The sequence below is a fragment of the Aeromicrobium sp. S22 genome (genome assembly GCF_009661045.1).
Classification (GTDB): Bacteria; Actinomycetota; Actinomycetes; order Propionibacteriales; family Nocardioidaceae; genus Aeromicrobium; species Aeromicrobium yanjiei.
In genome coordinates, this window is sequence record NZ_WJWV01000002.1 from 751462 (window position 1) to 767991 (window position 16530).

General features: G+C 69.1%; 19 protein-coding genes, 2 tRNA genes and 1 riboswitch. Of the genes, 10 read left to right on the plus strand and 11 right to left on the minus strand.

The features are described 5' to 3' along the window. Window positions 1-202 precede the first annotated feature (202 nt). Entirely contained in the window at window positions 203-1306 is a 1104-nt protein-coding gene (locus tag GEV27_RS12255; RefSeq protein ID WP_153934486.1) for a hypothetical protein, read from the minus strand. Between the two features lie 31 nt (window positions 1307-1337). Beyond that, entirely contained in the window at window positions 1338-2117 is a 780-nt protein-coding gene (locus GEV27_RS12260) for a putative protein N(5)-glutamine methyltransferase (RefSeq protein ID WP_153934488.1), read from the minus strand. A gap of 71 nt (window positions 2118-2188) precedes the next feature. Between GEV27_RS12260 and GEV27_RS12265 the strand changes: the two genes are divergently transcribed. Beyond that, entirely contained in the window at window positions 2189-2584 is a 396-nt protein-coding gene (locus GEV27_RS12265; RefSeq protein WP_153934490.1) for a hypothetical protein, read from the plus strand. Between the two features lie 12 nt (window positions 2585-2596). Here GEV27_RS12265 and GEV27_RS12270 read toward each other — a convergent pair whose 3' ends face one another. Beyond that, on the minus strand, window positions 2597-2911 hold the full coding sequence (locus tag GEV27_RS12270) for a multidrug efflux SMR transporter (RefSeq protein WP_153934492.1): 315 nt from the start codon (window positions 2909-2911) through the stop codon (window positions 2597-2599). 12 nt (window positions 2912-2923) lie between these two features. Next, window positions 2924-2987: riboswitch (guanidine-III (ykkC-III) riboswitch) on the minus strand. 119 nt (window positions 2988-3106) lie between these two features. Here GEV27_RS12270 and GEV27_RS12275 point away from each other — a divergent pair. The 3 genes from GEV27_RS12275 to GEV27_RS12285 all read left to right on the plus strand — a co-directional run bounded on the left by GEV27_RS12275 (window position 3107) and on the right by GEV27_RS12285 (window position 5945). Further along, window positions 3107-4861 carry a pyruvate dehydrogenase gene (locus GEV27_RS12275; RefSeq protein WP_153934494.1) on the plus strand — a complete coding sequence of 585 codons (1755 nt, stop codon included), beginning with the start codon at window positions 3107-3109 and terminating at the stop codon, window positions 4859-4861. Window positions 4862-4930: 69 nt separating this feature from the next. Further along, window positions 4931-5461: a hypothetical protein gene (locus GEV27_RS12280; protein WP_153934496.1), complete on the plus strand. Its 531-nt coding sequence runs from the start codon at window positions 4931-4933 to the stop codon at window positions 5459-5461. Window positions 5462-5726: 265 nt separating this feature from the next. Beyond that, window positions 5727-5945: a hypothetical protein gene (locus GEV27_RS12285; protein WP_153934498.1), complete on the plus strand. Its 219-nt coding sequence runs from the start codon at window positions 5727-5729 to the stop codon at window positions 5943-5945. A gap of 353 nt (window positions 5946-6298) precedes the next feature. Here the strand turns inward: GEV27_RS12285 and GEV27_RS12290 are convergent. The 3 genes from GEV27_RS12290 to GEV27_RS12300 all read right to left on the minus strand — a co-directional run bounded on the left by GEV27_RS12290 (window position 6299) and on the right by GEV27_RS12300 (window position 7615). Continuing rightward, window positions 6299-6372, minus strand: a tRNA-Val gene (locus tag GEV27_RS12290). 171 nt (window positions 6373-6543) lie between these two features. Continuing rightward, a complete protein-coding gene (locus GEV27_RS12295; RefSeq protein ID WP_153652243.1) occupies window positions 6544-7005 on the minus strand; it encodes a peroxiredoxin in 462 nt (153 codons plus the stop codon). 223 nt (window positions 7006-7228) lie between these two features. After that, window positions 7229-7615 carry a DUF3052 domain-containing protein gene (locus tag GEV27_RS12300; RefSeq protein WP_153652242.1) on the minus strand — a complete coding sequence of 129 codons (387 nt, stop codon included), beginning with the start codon at window positions 7613-7615 and terminating at the stop codon, window positions 7229-7231. A 126-nt stretch (window positions 7616-7741) separates the two neighbouring features. Here GEV27_RS12300 and aceE point away from each other — a divergent pair, with 126 nt between their 5' ends. Beyond that, the gene (gene aceE, locus GEV27_RS12305) at window positions 7742-10498 is read left to right on the plus strand and encodes a pyruvate dehydrogenase (acetyl-transferring), homodimeric type (protein WP_153652241.1); all 2757 of its coding nucleotides are present in this window, start codon (window positions 7742-7744) and stop codon (window positions 10496-10498) included. Between the two features lie 49 nt (window positions 10499-10547). Further along, the gene (locus GEV27_RS12310; RefSeq protein WP_153911564.1) at window positions 10548-11654 is read left to right on the plus strand and encodes a phosphatase PAP2 family protein; all 1107 of its coding nucleotides are present in this window, start codon (window positions 10548-10550) and stop codon (window positions 11652-11654) included. Here GEV27_RS12310 and GEV27_RS12315 read toward each other — a convergent pair. Next, window positions 11638-12567, minus strand: coding sequence for an alpha/beta fold hydrolase (locus tag GEV27_RS12315; protein ID WP_153934500.1), 930 nt, complete (start codon window positions 12565-12567; stop codon window positions 11638-11640). The two genes, GEV27_RS12310 and GEV27_RS12315, sit on opposite strands and share 17 nt — an antisense overlap. Before the next feature lie 91 nt (window positions 12568-12658). On the opposite strand from GEV27_RS12315, the gene GEV27_RS12320 reads away from it, so the two are divergent. Both GEV27_RS12320 and GEV27_RS12325 read left to right on the plus strand, forming a co-directional pair. After that, entirely contained in the window at window positions 12659-12979 is a 321-nt protein-coding gene (locus GEV27_RS12320; RefSeq protein WP_194944193.1) for an acyl carrier protein, read from the plus strand. Next, window positions 12976-13491 (plus strand): hypothetical protein, encoded by a 516-nt coding sequence (locus tag GEV27_RS12325; protein ID WP_153652237.1) that lies wholly within the window; start codon window positions 12976-12978, stop codon window positions 13489-13491. Before GEV27_RS12320 ends, GEV27_RS12325 begins: the two co-directional genes overlap by 4 nt. A 12-nt stretch (window positions 13492-13503) precedes the next feature. On the opposite strand, the gene GEV27_RS12330 is transcribed toward GEV27_RS12325, so the two are convergent. Then, window positions 13504-13998 (minus strand): DUF3145 domain-containing protein, encoded by a 495-nt coding sequence (locus GEV27_RS12330; protein ID WP_194840018.1) that lies wholly within the window; start codon window positions 13996-13998, stop codon window positions 13504-13506. A 126-nt stretch (window positions 13999-14124) separates the two neighbouring features. Between GEV27_RS12330 and GEV27_RS12335 the strand changes: the two genes are divergently transcribed. Further along, the gene (locus GEV27_RS12335) at window positions 14125-14430 is read left to right on the plus strand and encodes a GNAT family N-acetyltransferase (RefSeq protein WP_153652236.1); all 306 of its coding nucleotides are present in this window, start codon (window positions 14125-14127) and stop codon (window positions 14428-14430) included. A gap of 4 nt (window positions 14431-14434) precedes the next feature. Here the strand turns inward: GEV27_RS12335 and GEV27_RS12340 are convergent, their stop codons facing one another. Together GEV27_RS12340 and GEV27_RS12345 are read right to left on the minus strand one after the other, a co-directional pair. Next, window positions 14435-14863 (minus strand): HAD family acid phosphatase, encoded by a 429-nt coding sequence (locus GEV27_RS12340; RefSeq protein ID WP_153934503.1) that lies wholly within the window; start codon window positions 14861-14863, stop codon window positions 14435-14437. A gap of 18 nt (window positions 14864-14881) precedes the next feature. Further along, window positions 14882-14955: transfer RNA gene (locus GEV27_RS12345), tRNA-Met, on the minus strand. 27 nt (window positions 14956-14982) lie between these two features. Between GEV27_RS12345 and GEV27_RS12350 the strand changes: the two genes are divergently transcribed. Further along, complete coding sequence (locus GEV27_RS12350; RefSeq protein ID WP_153911568.1) at window positions 14983-15723, plus strand: PIG-L deacetylase family protein; 741 nt, start codon at window positions 14983-14985, stop codon at window positions 15721-15723. Window position 15724: 1 nt separating this feature from the next. Here the strand turns inward: GEV27_RS12350 and GEV27_RS12355 are convergent, their stop codons facing one another. After that, window positions 15725-16390 (minus strand): hypothetical protein, encoded by a 666-nt coding sequence (locus tag GEV27_RS12355; protein WP_153934505.1) that lies wholly within the window; start codon window positions 16388-16390, stop codon window positions 15725-15727. Between the last annotated feature and the right edge of the window lie 140 nt (window positions 16391-16530).

Here is a 16530-nt window from a genome sequence, read left to right on the forward strand (position 1 = left end):
ACACGCCCCCGCCTCGCCCTGCCGCCCCGCCCGCGGGCGGTCGCCCTGCCCGCGGTTTCCCAGGAGAACCCCGGAATTGTCGGAGGTTCGGGGCCTGACCCCGAAAGCCGGCACCTCACCCTCGTTGCGACGGACGCCAGGCGTCGGTTTCCGGGGTTCTCCTGGGAATCTGCGAGCGGGGGCGGGCGGGCGGGCGGGGGGATCAGAGCAGCTTGACGAGGTCGTTGCCGGTGACCGTGTCGCCGTCGCGGTGCGTCACCATCGCGTACCCGTGGCCCATCAGGTTCCAGTCGTTTTGGGACCGGGACGTCTCGTACATCGTCGACGTCGCGAGCTCCACCGCGTAGATCCTCGGGTCGCCGTCCGGATCCGTCACGAACGAGGCCCAGCCGTCCTCGAGCTCGACGTAGCCGACGTGGGCGCCGAACGGTCCGAGGCGGGCGTCGATGTCGGTGCCCTCGAGGCGGACCACGACGCCCTCATCGCTCCTGTCGCAGGTGAGCAGGACGCCGAACCGGAAGCGCTGGCACTCGTCGTCGCCGGGGGCCAGCTGCCGCGTCCTGCCCGTCGCGGCATCGCGATACATCAGGGCGTCCTTGCCCTGCACGTAGCTGAACCCGTCCTCGTCGGCGTCGGGATCGTTGGCCGTGGGCACCAGCACCTCCAGCGGCCGCGAACCGTCGAGCGGGGCGCTGAGCACCGCACTCCCCTTTCCGCCCCTGTTCGTCGACCCGATGCCCATCACCACGTCGCCGCCGAGGATCTCGGGGCGACCGTCGTAGTCGAGGAAGGAGTCCTCACCGGCGACCTCGTCCTCGTACGATCCGAGGACGCGCAGCTTCTGCGTCGCGCGCTCGTACGAGTACAGCGTCCACTCCCCACTGCCGGCCTGCGCGGACGCGGACTCGAGCCAGGTGACCCACTCGTCATCGGCGTCGGCGCCCGTCATCTGGGTGGTGGTGCCGGAGGTCCTGGGGGGCGTCAGGTGCGTGACCTTGCCCGCCAGGTCGATCAGGACCGGCTGGGAGTACGAGTCGACTTCCGCCATGCTGCCAGGAGCGACCTTCGGGGCCGGGACGACGATCTCGCCGTAGACGGTGCCCCTGGCGTCCGCACCCAGCCAGAAGGTCCTGTTGCCGTCGATCGAGGCGGGCAGCGTGGCGACCAGCTCGACGTCCCGGCCGTCCTTCAGCGCAGCAGCGGACTGCGCGGGGATGACCCTCGTGCGCGGAGAGGCCGTCCTCGGCGCGGGGTCCTCGATCCCGGAGGCGCAGCCCGCGACCAGGAGGGCGAGGAGCACTGACACCCCGGGAGCCAACCTCATTCGAGACATGATGTCATCGCGCCCATCCGATGGCAACGGATCCATCGATGACCGCATCGGCCACGACCCTCGACACGAGCGCTCCGGTCGCCATCGCCGCAGTCGTCAGCGCAGCCTGCCGCGGGCTCGTCTCGATGAGGAGATGGCCGCCCGGTGCCAGCCACGTGAGCGCGTGCGCGGCGACGCGGCGATGCAGGTCCACACCGTCCCCTCCCCCGTCCAGCGCGGCCAAGGGCTCGTGCTCACGCGCCTCGGGCGGCATGGTGGAGATCGCCGCGGTCGGCACGTACGGCGCATTGACCACGAGCAGGTCCACGGCACCCTGCAGCGTCCCGGGCAGCGCGTCGAAGAGGTCGCCCTGGTGGACCACGGCGCCGAGCGGCTCGAGGTTGCGGCGGGCGCAGCGTACGGCCGCCGGATCGATGTCGGCCGCGTGGAGCTCGATGCCGTCGACCCGGGCGTGCAGCGCGAGTCCCACGGCGCCGGTGCCGCAGCACAGGTCCACCACGACGGCCCCGGGCCCGATGAGGCGTGCGCCCTGGTCGACCAGGACTCCCGTGCGGGTGCGGGGCACGAAGACACCGGGCTCGACGACCACACGGTGGCCGCAGAACTCGGCCCAGCCGACGACGACCTCGAGCGGCTCCCCCGCCACCCGCCGGCGGACCATCGACTCGAGGTCGTCCTGCGAGCCGGCGGCGGTGCGGAGCACGGCGGCCTCGTCCTCGGCGTACACGCTGCCGGCGGCGCGCAACCGGGCGACCACGTCGGACACGTCGAAGACCTCGACCATGGCGCCATCGTGCCAGACCCGGCCGGCCCGGATGCCTTGTCGGCCGTGCCGTCGGTGAGCCAGAGTGGGGCATGGCCCGATGGACGTCCCCCGCGTGGTTGGTCGCGGGCGCCGCCGTGCTCGCGCTGTCGGGCTGCTCGTCGGATGCGGACCAGGACGCGCGAGTCTTCCAGGACGAGCGTCTTGTCTGCGACCACGACTTCTCCTCCGACGAGGACAAGGACACCGTGGAGCGGATCGGCGGACTCGTCACCGACGACTTCGTCGTCAAGCTCACCGAGAGCACGCGACTCGGCGTCGTGGCGCTCGTCGAGGGCGATGCGCGCAAGGCGTTCGAGGAGCTCAACGGCACGTACGGGGTCGCGGTCGTGGCGCCCCTGGAGGACGACGGGGCGCGCACCGTCTCGGGACTGACCCAGGTGCGCGAGCTCGTCGACGACGCCTGCGACGGATCCGATCCGCGCTGACACACCGTCCGGTCAGTGCGCGAGCTTGAGCCCCACGACGCACGCCACGATCCCGGCGAGGAGCAGGATCTTGACCAGGCTCACGGTCTCCTGCCCGGTGGCCATCGCGACGCAGACCGTGACCGTCGCACCGATCCCGACCCACACCGCGTAGGCCGTGCCGGTCGGCAGGTCACGCATCGCGACGGCGAGGCCGACCATGCTCAGCACGAGCCCGACACCGAACACGATCGTCGGGGTGACCCGAGTCAGTCCGTCGGAGCGGCCGAGGGCCGTGGCCCACACACCTTCGAGAAGACCCGAGACGATCAGAACGGCCCATGCCATGACGATGACCTCCACGCGCCGTCTTGTCGCTGGCCGGGTACGGCGCACCTCGTCCGGGTGCCTGTGGTGGCTCTCCGAGTCTCTCATCCCGGTGGTGATCGCCGCGCGGGTGCTGGTCCTTGGCCTCCGGCACATACTGAGACGGGGCGTCCCGGCCCGTGAACGAGGAGACGACATGACCACGGATTCACACCGATGAGCTCGAGCACCGTCGCCGGACAGCTGGTCGAGTATCTCGTCGAGGCGGGTGTCCGCCGGATCTACGGGATCGTGGGCGACAGCCTCAACCCCGTCGTCGACGAGGTCCGTCGCACCGGCGGATCGGCCAAGGGCGGGATCGACTGGATCCACGTCCGGCACGAGGAGGCCGCAGCGTTCGCTGCCTCGGCGGACGCCCAGCTGACCGGCGAGCTCGCCGTCTGCGCGGGGTCCTGCGGCCCGGGCAACCTGCACCTCATCAACGGTCTCTACGACGCGCACCGTTCCGGCGCCCCCGTCCTGGCGATCGCCTCGCACATCCCGAGCAACGAGATCGGCTCGGGATACTTCCAGGAGACCCACCCCGACCGGATCTTCGGCGAGTGCTCGACGTTCAACGAGCTGGTCCTGACCGCCGAGCAGGCACCGCGGATGTTCCGCGCCGCGATCCGCTCAGCGACCGCCGGCCACGGCGTCTCCGTCGTGACCCTGCCCGGCGACATCGCCGAGCTGCCCGCAGTCGGGGACACCGTCCCGCTGCTGCTCCCCGACCCGCCCACGATCGTCCCCGACCAGGCCGCTGTCGAACGCCTCGCCGAGGCGATCAACCGGGCCGAGCGGGTCGCGATCTTCGCCGGGTACGGGGTGCGTGGCGCGCACGACGAGGTCATCGCCCTGGCCGAGCAGATCGGTGCCCCGATCGGCCACTCGCTGCGCGGCAAGGAGTTCATCCAGTACGACAACCCGTACGACGTCGGCATGACCGGGCTCCTCGGTTACGGCGCCGCCCACGCCGGGATGCACGACGCCGACCTGCTGGTGATGCTCGGCACCGACTTCCCGTACTCGCAGTTCCTGCCGGGCGACGTGACCACCGCACAGGTGGACGTCGACGCCGGTGTCATCGGACGCCGTACCCGTGTCGACGTGCCGGTGCACGGCGACGTGCTGGCGACCCTGCGGGCGCTCGCGCCGCTCGTGGAGCGCAAGGACGACCGCAGCTTCCTCGAGCGGTGGCTCGGCAAGCACGACAAGATGATGCACCGCGTCGTCGGCGCGTACACCCGGTCGGCCGACACCCTCGTGCCCATACACCCCGAGTACGCCGCGTCGATCCTCGACGAGGTCGCGGCGGACGACGCGATCTTCACGACGGACACCGGCATGTGCAACGTGTGGACCGCGCGCTACATCAACCCGACGGGACAGCGCCGCTTCATCGCCTCGATGCTCCACGGCTCGATGGCCAATGCGCTCCCTCACGCGGTCGGCGCGCAGATCTCCCACCCGGGACGGCAGGTCGTGTCGATCTCCGGCGACGGCGGCCTGTCGATGATGCTGTCCGAGCTGCTGACGGTCGCGATGTACAAGCTCCCGGTCAAGATCGTCCTGTTCGACAACTCGACGCTGGGCATGGTCAAGGCCGAGATGCTGGTCGACGGTCTGCCCGACTTCGGCGTCGACGTCCCGCCGGTCGACTACACCGCGATCGCTGCCGCTGCCGGCATCCACTCCCAGCGGGTGGAGGACCCCAGCACGATCCGAGAGGCGCTCGAGACCGCCTTCGCGGTGGACGGCCCCGCGCTCGTCCAGCTCGTCACCGACCCGATGGCGCTGTCGATCCCGCCCACGGTCACCGGCGAGCAGGTGCGCGGGTTCGCGATGGCGCTGAGCAAGGTCGTGCTCAACGGCGGCGTGGGCGAGGCGCTGCAGATGGCCCGCTCCAACCTGCGCAACGTCCCGCGTCCCTGACACCCGGGGCGTGGATCGTGATCGGCGATTCGCAGCCGGATCAGGCGGTGCGCGGCTACCGTCAGGCCCATGAGAAGAGCCGGGATCCTGGTCGGGGCCGTCGCGTTGACCGCGCTCGCCGCATGCAGTGACAACGACGCCGGGACCGAGCCGAAGCCGGCGTCGAACCCGGTTGCCGCATCGACGAGCCACAGCGTGCCCTCTGCTGCCAGCGACGGCAGGACCCACACGTTCCGCGTGACGATCCGTGACGTCCGCGGGGTCAACGAGTACACGGCGGGAGAGACTCGATGCCTCTCGAACGCGCCGAAGGAGTTCCCTCATCGCCTCGTCGTCGGCGGGCCGGACGGTGACAAGGGGATCACCACGTTGAAGTCGTTCAAGATCCCCTTGGAGGCACAGCTGAGCATGGGCGCGTGCGAGTCCAAGATGACCATCACCGTCCCGTACGCCCCGCGCTACACGATGGACATCGGCAGGGAGGGGTCGGGCATCGCCGGTCCCGACGTCCCGGAGCCCACCTGGGTGACCACCAAGGGCACGAGCCAGGACGTCACCGTCGTCTCCCAGGTCGTCACGATCGTCAAATCAGACTCTTGAGCGGCCAGGGCAATGCTGAGGCGGAAACCACGGTCCCTCCGCCAGGTCGCGTACCGGTTGAAGGCGAAGCCAACGAGTGCCAGCACCCCACTCACGAATGTGGTCACCTGCTGGAAGATCGCGCCAAGCAGCGTGGCGAGCACGCCCAGGACGAGCGCGACCCGCGCTGGCTCATCATCCGATTTCTCGTCGCCGCCACATCGGCGTGATCAGCGTTACACTGATCGCCCCCACACAGCACGTTCCCCGTCGTCAGGAACCAAGCATGTTCATGTGGATTCTCATCACCGCCGTCACCCTCTTCGTCCTTGGTCGCTTCACCTGGGGCGCCTACCGGGCGGTCAAGCGACCGTCTTACTGGGACGGCCGCACCCGCGAGGAGATCGCCTCGATCAGGTCCGCTCAGGCCGCGTCCAGGGCCAGCTTCCACGGCGCAGCGGGCACCGAAGCCAAGATCAACCCCTTCGGCGGCGGAGGCGTGTGAACCCCCAGCGCGAACATGCCATGACGATCGTCGTGCGATAGACCCCGGACGACGTTCACCGCGTGCCGAGACACACGATCTCGTTGGCCCTCGCCATCGTCGGCGGAATCTGGTCCTGGGAGACCTACCAGCGCCGCAAGAGGGTGGGACATCGCGAAGCCACGCGGTGATCTTTACGCGGCGCTGCCACCGCCGCGCGGTTTCCCAGGAGAACCCAGGAATCCGACGCCTCACCCCGCGCGCAACCTGTGTCGGGTGCCAGGTTTCGGGGTTCTCCTGGGAATCCCCGCCTCCACCGCCGGGCATCCGCGAGGCGGTATCCACGCGGAGCCGTTCTCGGCGACGTTCGACGGTGGGCGAAGAGGGACTCGAACCCCCGACCTTCCGGGTGTAAACCGGATGCTCTAACCAACTGAGCTATTCGCCCTCAGGACCAGCGGAAGACTACCCCAGCCGGCGCAGCCGAACCCATCAGCGGGGTCGGGCCCGGACGCAAGCGGCGGCTGCCAAGGTCTCGGGTCCCTGGCAGCCGCAGCACGCTCATCATGGTCCATCCGACCATCGGGCCGCAGCCGATTAGACGGACTGGGACGAATGTCTAGGACAGGTCGGCCAGAGCCGCACGGTAGGCGCCGAAGTCGCGCGCGTCGCCGATGCCGTTGACGACCTGCCAGCGCAGGATGCCGTCGCGATCGATCACGAACGTGCCGCGGTTCGGGGCGCCCGCGCCGTCGTTGAACGTGCCGTACGCGCGCGAGACCTCACCGTGCGGCCAGAAATCGCTGAGGATCGAGAACTCGTAGCCGTCGCGGTCCGCGAAGGCCCGGTTGGAGAAGAAGTGGTCGCACGAGACCGCCAGCACCTCGGCGTCATCGGTCTCGAACGCGCTGAGGTTGTCGCGGATCTCGCACAGCTCGCCGGTGCAGATGCCGCTGAACGCGAACGGGAAGAACACCAGGACGACGTTCTTCTCACCGCGGAACGACGACAGCGAGACGTCCTCGCCGTGCTGGTTCTTGAGCGTGAAGTCGGGGGCGGAGTCGCCGATCGTGAGAGTCATGGCGACAGCGTACGAGAGGTCGTCGCGTTCGGCGTGATGAGTTGGGTTGGGCGAGCCCTTCCCCTCACCACGCCTCGCAGCTGGCGGCTTCGCCGCGAACGCTCACGCTTCGCTGGCGCGCCTCGGCGTTCCCTCGCTGCGCTCGCTCAACCTCAGCGGCTTCGCCGCGAACGCTCACGCTTCGCTGGCGCGCCTCGACGCTCGGGCGCAGACGCCCTCGGCCTCAGCGCTTGTGCGCGGTGAGCTTGGTGGCGGCCCAGTCGGCCGTGGCTGAGGACGTCGTCGTGACCGAGAGGCCGGCGATCTCCGCGGCCTCGACCACGTCGGCGCCCGGCACGTAGTTGTCGCGCCCCACCTTCGGCGTCAGCAGCCAGACCGAGCCACCCTCGACCAGGTCGGCGAGCGAGTCGACGAGCGCATCGGTGAGATCACCGTCGCCGTCGCGCCACCACAGGATCACACCTTCGACATCGTCGCCGTGCTCGCCGTCCACCAGGTTGTTGCCGGTGTGACGCTCGATCTCGACCCGAAGCTCTTCATCGACGTCCTCATCCCAGCCAAGTTCCTGGATGACGGTGTCAGGATCGAAGCCCAGCTTGCCCGCGTCCACCGGTATGTCTCCTCAAGTTCGACGAAAACCTACTCAAAAGTAGGTTGATCAGCAACGTTGCCGGTCTCACAGTAGCGAACTCGGAGTGGAATGATGGACACGTCCATAAGACATCTGGGAGAGAACATGCCGCAATCCGGCCAGGAACGTCCGACCGTCATCCACGAGGGTCTCCCGACCCAACTGCCTGACATCGACCCCGACGAGACCGCTGAGTGGCTCAGCTCCCTCGACGAGATGGTCGACAGCCGCGGACGGAGTCGTGCCCGCTACGTGATGCTGAAGCTGCTTGAGCGAGCACGTGAGCAGAACGTCGGGGTGCCCGCGCTGCGGAGCACCGACTTCATCAACACCATCCCGCCCGAGCGTGAGCCGTGGTTCCCGGGCAACGAGGCGATCGAGCGCCGCATCCGCGCGTTCATCCGGTGGAATGCGGCCGTCATGGTCTCGCGCGCCAACCGTCCCGGCCTCGGCGTAGGCGGTCACATCGCGTCGTACCAGTCGGCAGCGAGCCTGTACGAGGTCGGCTTCAACCACTTCTTCCGGGGCAAGAACCACCCCGGTGGTGGCGACCAGATCTACTTCCAGGGTCACGCCGCGCCCGGCATCTACGCGCGTTCGTTCCTGGAGGGTCGCTTCGACGAGGAGACCCTCGACCGCTTCCGCCAGGAGCGCTCGCACGGCGTCGGCAAGGGCCTGTCGTCGTACCCGCACCCGCGCCTCATGTCGGACTACTGGGAGTTCCCCACGGTCTCGATGGGCCTCGGTGCGATCAACGCGATCTACCAGGCGCGCTTCAACCGCTACCTGCACAACCGCGGCATCAAGGACACGAGCCAGCAGCACGTCTGGGCGTTCCTCGGCGACGGCGAGATGGGCGAGGTCGAGTCGCTCGGTGCGATCGGCGTGGCGGCTCGTGAAGAGCTCGACAACCTGACCTTCGTGGTCAACTGCAACCTGCAGCAGCTCGACGGACCCGTCCGCGGCAACGGCAAGATCATCCAGGAGCTGGAGTCGACGTTCCGCGGAGCCGGCTGGAACGTCATCAAGGTCGTCTGGGGACGTGAGTGGGACGACCTGCTCGCCCGTGACACCGACGGCGTGCTCGTCAACCAGATGAACCGCACGCCCGACGGCGAGTTCCAGACCCTCTCGGTCGAGACCGGCGCCTACAACCGGGAGAACTTCTTCGGTCCCGACCCGCGCCTGCGCAAGATCGTGGAGCACCTCAGCGACGAGGACATCGAGCGTCTCCCCCGCGGCGGTCACGACTACCGCAAGGTCTACGCCGCGTTCGAGGCCGCGCAGAAGCACACCGGCCAGCCGACCGTGATCCTCGCCCACACCATCAAGGGCTGGCTCCTCGAGTCGTTCGCGGGCCGCAACGCGACCCACCAGATGAAGAAGCTCACCAAGGACGACCTCAAGGGCTTCCGCGACCGCCTCAACATCCCCGTCACGGACGAGCAGATCGACGGCAGCGACATCGCGCCGTTCTACCACCCGGGCGAGGACTCCGAGGAGATCCAGTACATGAAGGCCCGCCGGGAGGCTCTCGGCGGCGGTCTGCCCCAGCGCATCGTCAACCCGACGTCGGTCAAGCTGCCCGACCCGTCGGTCTACGAGGAGCTCAAGAAGGGCTCGGGCAAGCAGCAGATCGCCACCACGATGGCGTTCGTCCGCCTGCTCCGTGACCTCATGAAGGATCCGGAGATCGGACGTCGCATCGTCCCGATCGCGCCCGACGAGTACCGCACGTTCGGCATGGACTCGATGTTCCCGTCGGCCAAGATCTACAACCCGGCCGGCCAGACGTACGAGTCGGTCGACCGCAAGCTGCTCCTGGCGTACAAGGAGTCCGCCCAGGGTCAGCTGCTGCACGAGGGCATCAGCGAGGCCGGCGCGATGGCGTCGACGATCGCGGCCGGCAGCGCGTACTCCACGCACGGCGAGCCGATGATCCCGGTCTACCTCTTCTACTCGATGTTCGGCTTCCAGCGGACCGCCGACTCGATCTGGGCGATGGCCGACCAGCTCGCGCGTGGCTTCCTCATCGGCGCCACCGCGGGACGTACGACGCTGACGGGTGAGGGTCTGCAGCACGCGGACGGTCACTCGCCGCTCATCGCGCAGACCAACCCCGCGGTCGTGCACTACGACCCGGCGTTCAGCTTCGAGATCAGCCACATCGTCAAGGCCGGCCTCGAGCGGATGTACGGCTCGACCGACGCGCACCCGCACGGCGAGGACATCATCTACTACCTCACGGTCTACAACGAGGCGTTCAACCAGCCCGCCGAGCCCGAGGGCGTGGACGTCGAGGGCATGCTCAAGGGTGCGTACGTCTACAAGAAGGCGACCGAGGGCAACGTCACGGCGCGCATCATGGCGTCCGGCGTCGCGGTGCCGTGGGCGCTGAAGGCCCAGGAGATCCTCGCCTCGCAGTTCGGCGTCGCCGCCGACGTCTGGTCGGTGACCTCGTGGAACGAGCTGGCGCGCGACGCTGTCGCCGCCGAGAAGTGGAACCTCAACCACCCGGGCGAGTACAGCCGCGTGCCGTACATCACGTCCCGACTCATGGACACCTCCGCGGTCACGGTTGCGGTCAGCGACTACATGCGCGCGGTGCCCGACCAGATCGCCCGCTGGGTCCCCGGACCGTGGCAGTCGCTCGGCACCGACGGTTTCGGCTTCGCCGACACCCGCGCGGCCGCACGACGGACGTTCCAGGTCGACGCCGAGTCGATCGTGGTGGGCGTCCTGCAGAGCCTGGCTCAGCAGGGTTCGATCCCGTCGGAGACGGTTCGTGAGGCCTTCGCCACATTCCGCATCGACGACCCGACTGCGGTCGCAGGGGTTCAGCAGGTGGGAGGCGACGCCTGACACCGGGGTTCGCAGCAGGCTCTCAGCATGGGCGTTTAAGATGACGTCCATGCTCCGTTGGCCTGCTGCGTTCCTCCGCTGGCCGTACGCGTTCGCGTTCTGCCTGTCCCTCCTGGTCGGCGTCGTGACCATCTACTACTCGCAGCACCTGGACGTGGGTCTGAAGGACCCCGAGGGGTTCCTCGGGCCCGCCTACATCCGGCTGCCGCTGATCGGTCTGTTGATCTTCGGCGTCGCGATCGTGCCCCAGTCGATCTATCGCTACGGGTTCAAGAACGCGTTCCGCGGGGTCGCCACGATCGTCCGTGACGAGTGGAGCATGCGCCGCGTGCTGTACGTCGCGACGGGCATGATCTCGTTCTACATCTGCTACGTCAGCTACCGGAACCTGAAGAGCTATCTCCCGCTTCTCGCGGGCGACACCCTGCACGACCGGGAGCTGCTCGAGCTCGACCACTGGATGTTCTTCGGCAACAACCCGGCCACGGTGCTGCACGATCTGCTGGGCACGACGATCACCGCACAGGTGCTTGCCATCCTGTACGTGCTGTACCTGCCGATCGTGCCGATCACGGTCGGCGCGGTCCTCGTGCTGCACCGCGACTTCACGGTCGGCGCCTGGTACGCGACAGCCGTCAGCCTCAACTGGGTCCTCGGAGTCGTCAGCTACTACTCGCTGCCCACCCTCGGTCCGGCGTTCTACGAGCCTCAGCGATTCGCCGATCTCCCCGACAACGGGGCGACCCAGCTGCAGATGTCCTTGCTGCGTGGCGCGTTCGGCTTCAAGGAGGACCCGCAGGGCGACAAGATCTACGGCATCGCGGGCTTCGCCTCGCTGCACGTCTCGGTCGTCTTCACCCTCGCACTGTTCCTGCACTTCGCGGGCATCGCCCGCGCGGTCCGCTACACCGCGTGGATCTACCTCGGCTTCACGATCCTGGCCACGCTGTACCTCGGCTGGCACTACATCGCCGACGACATCGGCGGTCTGGTCATCGGCGCCCTCGCGGTCTACATCGGCGCGCTGGTCACCGGCAACACCCGACGGCAGAAACGCAAACGGGCAGCGACGGCGCACATCGACGACGAGTCGCCGCAGCTCGAGTCCGAGGCCGCGGACGCGTCCGAGGCGGCCACCGTCAAGCCGACGGCGTGACGCTCTCCAGCTCGTACTCGCCACCGCGGCGCAGCAGCGCCCTCCACCGTCCGCGGTGGTAGTGGGCCGGCTCTGTGCTGGCGACGAACTCCGTCACGAGGCGGGCGACCTTCTCGGGGTGGTCCTTGTGCGGGAAGTGCCCGGAGTCCTCGAGCACGTGGACGTCGGAGACCTGGGTGGGCGCGAGGTCCGCGTGCGAGGCGGGGATGACCACGTCGTCGCGCCCCCAGATCACGAGCACGGGCATGAGCCGGGCCAGATAGCTGCGGTCCGTCATCGTGACGGACTGGCCGTGCCAGTTGAGCACGTGGCTGGTGACCCGCTGCACCGCCCGCCGCTGGGCCGGATCGGCGAGGGCCTCGTAGATGGTGGCGACCTCGCCGAGGTCGCGGGTCGCGCGGACCGGCAGACGCGCGAGCGTACGCATCGCCGCGCTCACGACAGGACGTAGCGGGCTGCTCGTGGCCGCGCCGATCGCGAGCCCGCTGCCCGGGACCGTGAGGAAGCGGATGAGCGGCGTGACCTCCTTGCCGAGCCCGCCGGTCGCCACCAGGACGACCCGCTCGGTGCGGTCGGGGAACTGGTACGCGAACTGCATCGCGACCCCTCCCCCGAAGCTGTGGCCCACGACCGTGACCTTGTCGATGCCCAGCACCGTCAGCAGGTCACGCATGCCGTTGGCGTAGCCGCCGAGGGAGTAGTCGGCGTCCGGCTTGTCGGACTGGCCGTGCCCGAGCAGATCGGGTGCGATCACCGTGAAGCGTTCGGCCAGCATGGGCATGACCTCGAGCCAGGTCGAGGAGTCACAGGCCAGGCCGTGCACCAGGAGGAGGGCCGGGCCGGAGCCGCACATGCGGTACGCCCGGCGGTGGCCGTGCACCACGACGTGCTGCACGTCCTCGATGCTCTCCATCGATCCAGTCTAGGTCTGGGCGGCGCTGGGGGTACGACGAACGATCTCCACGGGGACGTGACCCGTCGCACCCCGCCGGTAGACTGGCCTGGTGCCGTCGTCGTCCGCAGTCCAAGACCAGCTGACCGACATCCTCGTCGGCGCGGTGGGCTGCCACGCACGTGAGGTGAGGCCCGGCGCAGTCCTTGCGAACCTCGGCACCGACTCCCTGACCCTCGTCGAGGTGGGTGAGGAGCTGGGACGCCGGTTCGACGTCTACCTGTCCGACGACACGATCGACTCGATGGTCACGGTGCAGGACGCGATCGACGCCGTGGTCCGGCATGATGGTTCCCAACCGCCCGCCGACGCACCGCGCGTGCCGTCGTCCGTGGCGACCACTCCACCGCGAGCAACGAGGTATGAGACGTGACCCCTGACGAGCGCGAGCGCCGTGGCAACCCCGCCTGGTTCGCCACGCGATTCGCGCTGACCGGACTGGTCATCGGCAGTGTGCTGGGCCTCGGGGGGGCTGCGCTCGTCAGCGCCAGCGGCATCGGCGGGGTCGACCTGCCGCCCATCGCGGCGCCGACGACCCCCGAGCCCACCAAGGCCGCCAAGCCCAAGCCCGCGCCCAAGCCGAAGTCCCCCGAGGAGGCGCCCAAGCCGTCCATCGAGGCGTCCAGCACGCAGGTGTCGCCGGGCGAGCGCTTCTTCCTGACCGGAGAGTTCCCCGACAGCGACGCGGGACAGACCCTCCAGGTCGAGGTGCGCGACGTCGGCGAGGACCAGGACTGGGACGACTTCCCGATCCAGACCAAGACCCGCGACGGCGGCGAGTTCAAGGCCGAGCTCTACACCTCCCGCACGGGCGGGCGCGAGTTCAGGATCAAGAACGTCGTCACCGGCCTGTCGACCCCGACGGTCGAGGTCGAGATCGGCTGACGTACGACCCCGTCAGATCACCTGGTGCAGCCAGCGCACCGGGGCACCGTCGCCGGCGTGCCGGAACGGCTCCAGCTCGGCGTCCCACGCCACGCCCAGCAGACCGTCGAGCGCGGTCTCGATGTCGACCTCGCCGAGCGAGGCCTTCACCCGGAACGCCTTGATGCGGTCCTCGGGGATGAGGATGTCGCCGTGGAGGCCGGTCATCGCGTGGAAGATCCCGAGCTTGGGCGTGTAGGAGTAACGGGCGCCCTCGCTGGACGCCGTCGGCTCCTCGGTGACCTCGTACCGCAGCTGCTCCCAGCCCCGCAGGGCAGAGGCCAGCGCCGCCGCGGTGCCCGCGGGCGCCTGCCACGAGAGCTCGGCCCGGTACGTACCGGGCTCGACGGGCTGCGGCACCCAGGAGAGGTCGGGCGTACCGCCCAGCACTCCGGCCACCGCCCACTCGACGTGCGGGCACAGCGCAGACGCGGATGAGTGCACAAACAGCACTCCCCGCGTGGGGATCGTCGGCGAAGACATGTTCATCGGTGCCTCCCTAGTGTCGCCTTCCCCAGCGTCTTGGGTGCACCTGCGACCATTGTGTCGTACTTCCACGTCCGCAGACAACATCTCACCCGAGGAGAGTGTCCGATGACGACCTCCGTGCAGGACAATCCCGGCGATTCCCGCTTCGAGATCACGGTGGACGGCGAGCTGGCAGGCTTCGTCGACTACCGCAAGGACGGCGACGAGTACGCCCTCCCGCACACTCGCGTGTTCTCGCAGTTCGAGGGGCAGGGCATCGGCGGCCGGCTGATCACCGGCGCGCTCGAGGAGATCGCCGCCCGTGGCGGCAGTGTGCTCCCCTACTGCCCGTTCGTGCCCAAGGTCATCCGCGACAACCCGACGTTCCTCGACCTGGTCCCGGTCGACCAGCGCGCGACCTTCGGCCTGTAGCTCTTCAGCCGACGACGTGCACGACGATGTCGTGCTCGCGCCAGAGGTCGACGACCGCAGGCTTGTCGTCCCACGCCTCGAGGACCGTGTAGCCGTCGTCCGCGATGCGCTGCAGGATCTCCGACTTGATCACGACGTCCTTGCGGTAGTCGCCCACGATCCGCATGTAGAGCGCGTCGTACGGGACGTCGTGCGCGACGAGCCAGTCGAGCGTCAGGTCGCGCCAGATGAACTCGCGCGACGTCACGACCAGCACGGCACGGCCTTGCTCATGCTGCGCCCTCGCGGCCTCGACCACGTCCGCGTGCGCAGGACAGTCGGCGGACGCGGCGTGGAACGCGGTGAAGTCCTTGTCGTCGCCCTCCACGAGATGCTGGATGCTGCTCGTGTCGCACAGCGTGCCGTCCATGTCGAAGATCACCGCATCGCGCATGGCCGGCCTTTCTGTCGGTAGGGAGGGCGGGGCTCGAACCCGCGACCCAGGGATTATGAGTCCCCTGCTCTAACCAGCTGAGCTACCTCCCCGAGGGAATGCGGGCTTAGCCTATCGACATGGAGCCCACACCCCTCGAACCCGTCGACGAGAGCTGGGACCGCGCTCTCGTCGTCGTGGCACATCCCGACGATGTCGAGTTCGGCGCCGCGGCGGCCGTCGCGAGATGGACCGCGCAGGGCAAGACCGTCGTCTACTGCATGGTCACGAGCGGCGAGGCCGGCATCGACGCCCTGCCGCCGGACGAGTGCCGTGAGGTGCGGATGGACGAGCAGATCGAGTCCGCGCGGATCGTCGGCGTCGAGACCGTCGAGTTCCTGGGGCTGCCCGACGGGGTGCTGGAGTACGGGGTGTCGCTGCGCCGCGCGATCACCGCGGTCGTGCGGCGGCACCGTCCCGAGATCATCGTGACCAACAACTTCCGCGAGTCGTGGGGCGGCTCGGCGCCCAACCAGCCCGATCACATGGCGGTCGGCCGGGCTGCTCTCAACGCGGCCGGCGACGCGGGCAACCGGTGGATCTTCTCCGAGCAGCTCGTCGAGGGCCTCAAGCCCTGGGGTGGGGTCAGGCAGGTGTGGGCGGCCGGGTCGCCCGACGCGACGCACGCGGTCGACACCACCGAGACGTTCGACCGCGGCGTCGAGTCCCTCGCGGCCCATCGGGCGTACATCGAGGGTCTGGGGTGGGAGAACTTCGACCCCGCTGAGTTCCTCGAGGGCATGTCACGGCCGACCGGCTCGCGCCTGGGCACCACGCACGCGGCGTCGTTCGAGGTCTTCGGGCTCACCTGGGGCGAGTGAGTCAGCGGTCCGCCCGGGAGTGCCGCGCGGCCCGGTAGGACCTCTCGCGCAACCGCGTCGCCCAGTCGTAGTAGGCAAGGCCCGGGAGGGTGTTGAGCACCGGGTCGAACGACGGCGAGTCCTCGGAGGGCGACTGGGCCAGCTGCATGCGAGCGAAGACCGTCCACGTGCCGCGCGTCGTGGCACAGGCGAGATCGAAGGCGCGGTCCTCGTCGGGAGCAGGCATCGCAGCGAGGTTGAGCGGACCCGCCTGCGTCCTGTACGGGATGAGGGTCGAGTAGGACCGGTGGTCCGCCCTCGCACCGGGGACGAGCACGTAGCGCGTGATGCGGCCGAGGCCCGTCGTGGCCAGGAGGAGGTCGCCGTGGCCGCCTCCGTCCGTGGGCAGGCGGATCGCCATGCCGTGGATGTCCGGAAGGGCGGACGGGAGCCCCGCGGCGCGCGACAGCCGGACCAGGCCCGTCGTCACCCCGGCCTCGTCGGTCCACGGGACCCCGACGGGCTCGTCCATCCCCCGCCGCTCGATCGCAGCGTCGTACAGCCGGCCGCGTGGGTGCAGGGGCTTGGCCGCGGGTCGCACGCGCGCCAGCCCGCCGAACGCGGCGGCCAACGCGCGTCCACCGGCGTCGAACAGCCCTCGCGCAGGTCCCGTCAGCACGTCACCCATGTCGGTCCCCCCGATCCCGCCGACCACGGCCGGCCGACGTGCCCGAGGGCTTACCCCACCCCCCGCACCCCAACCCGCCCCGCCCCGCTTTCGCGGTTTCCCACGGTCCCGTGGGAATTGGTCACTTCCCTCGTGTTGTG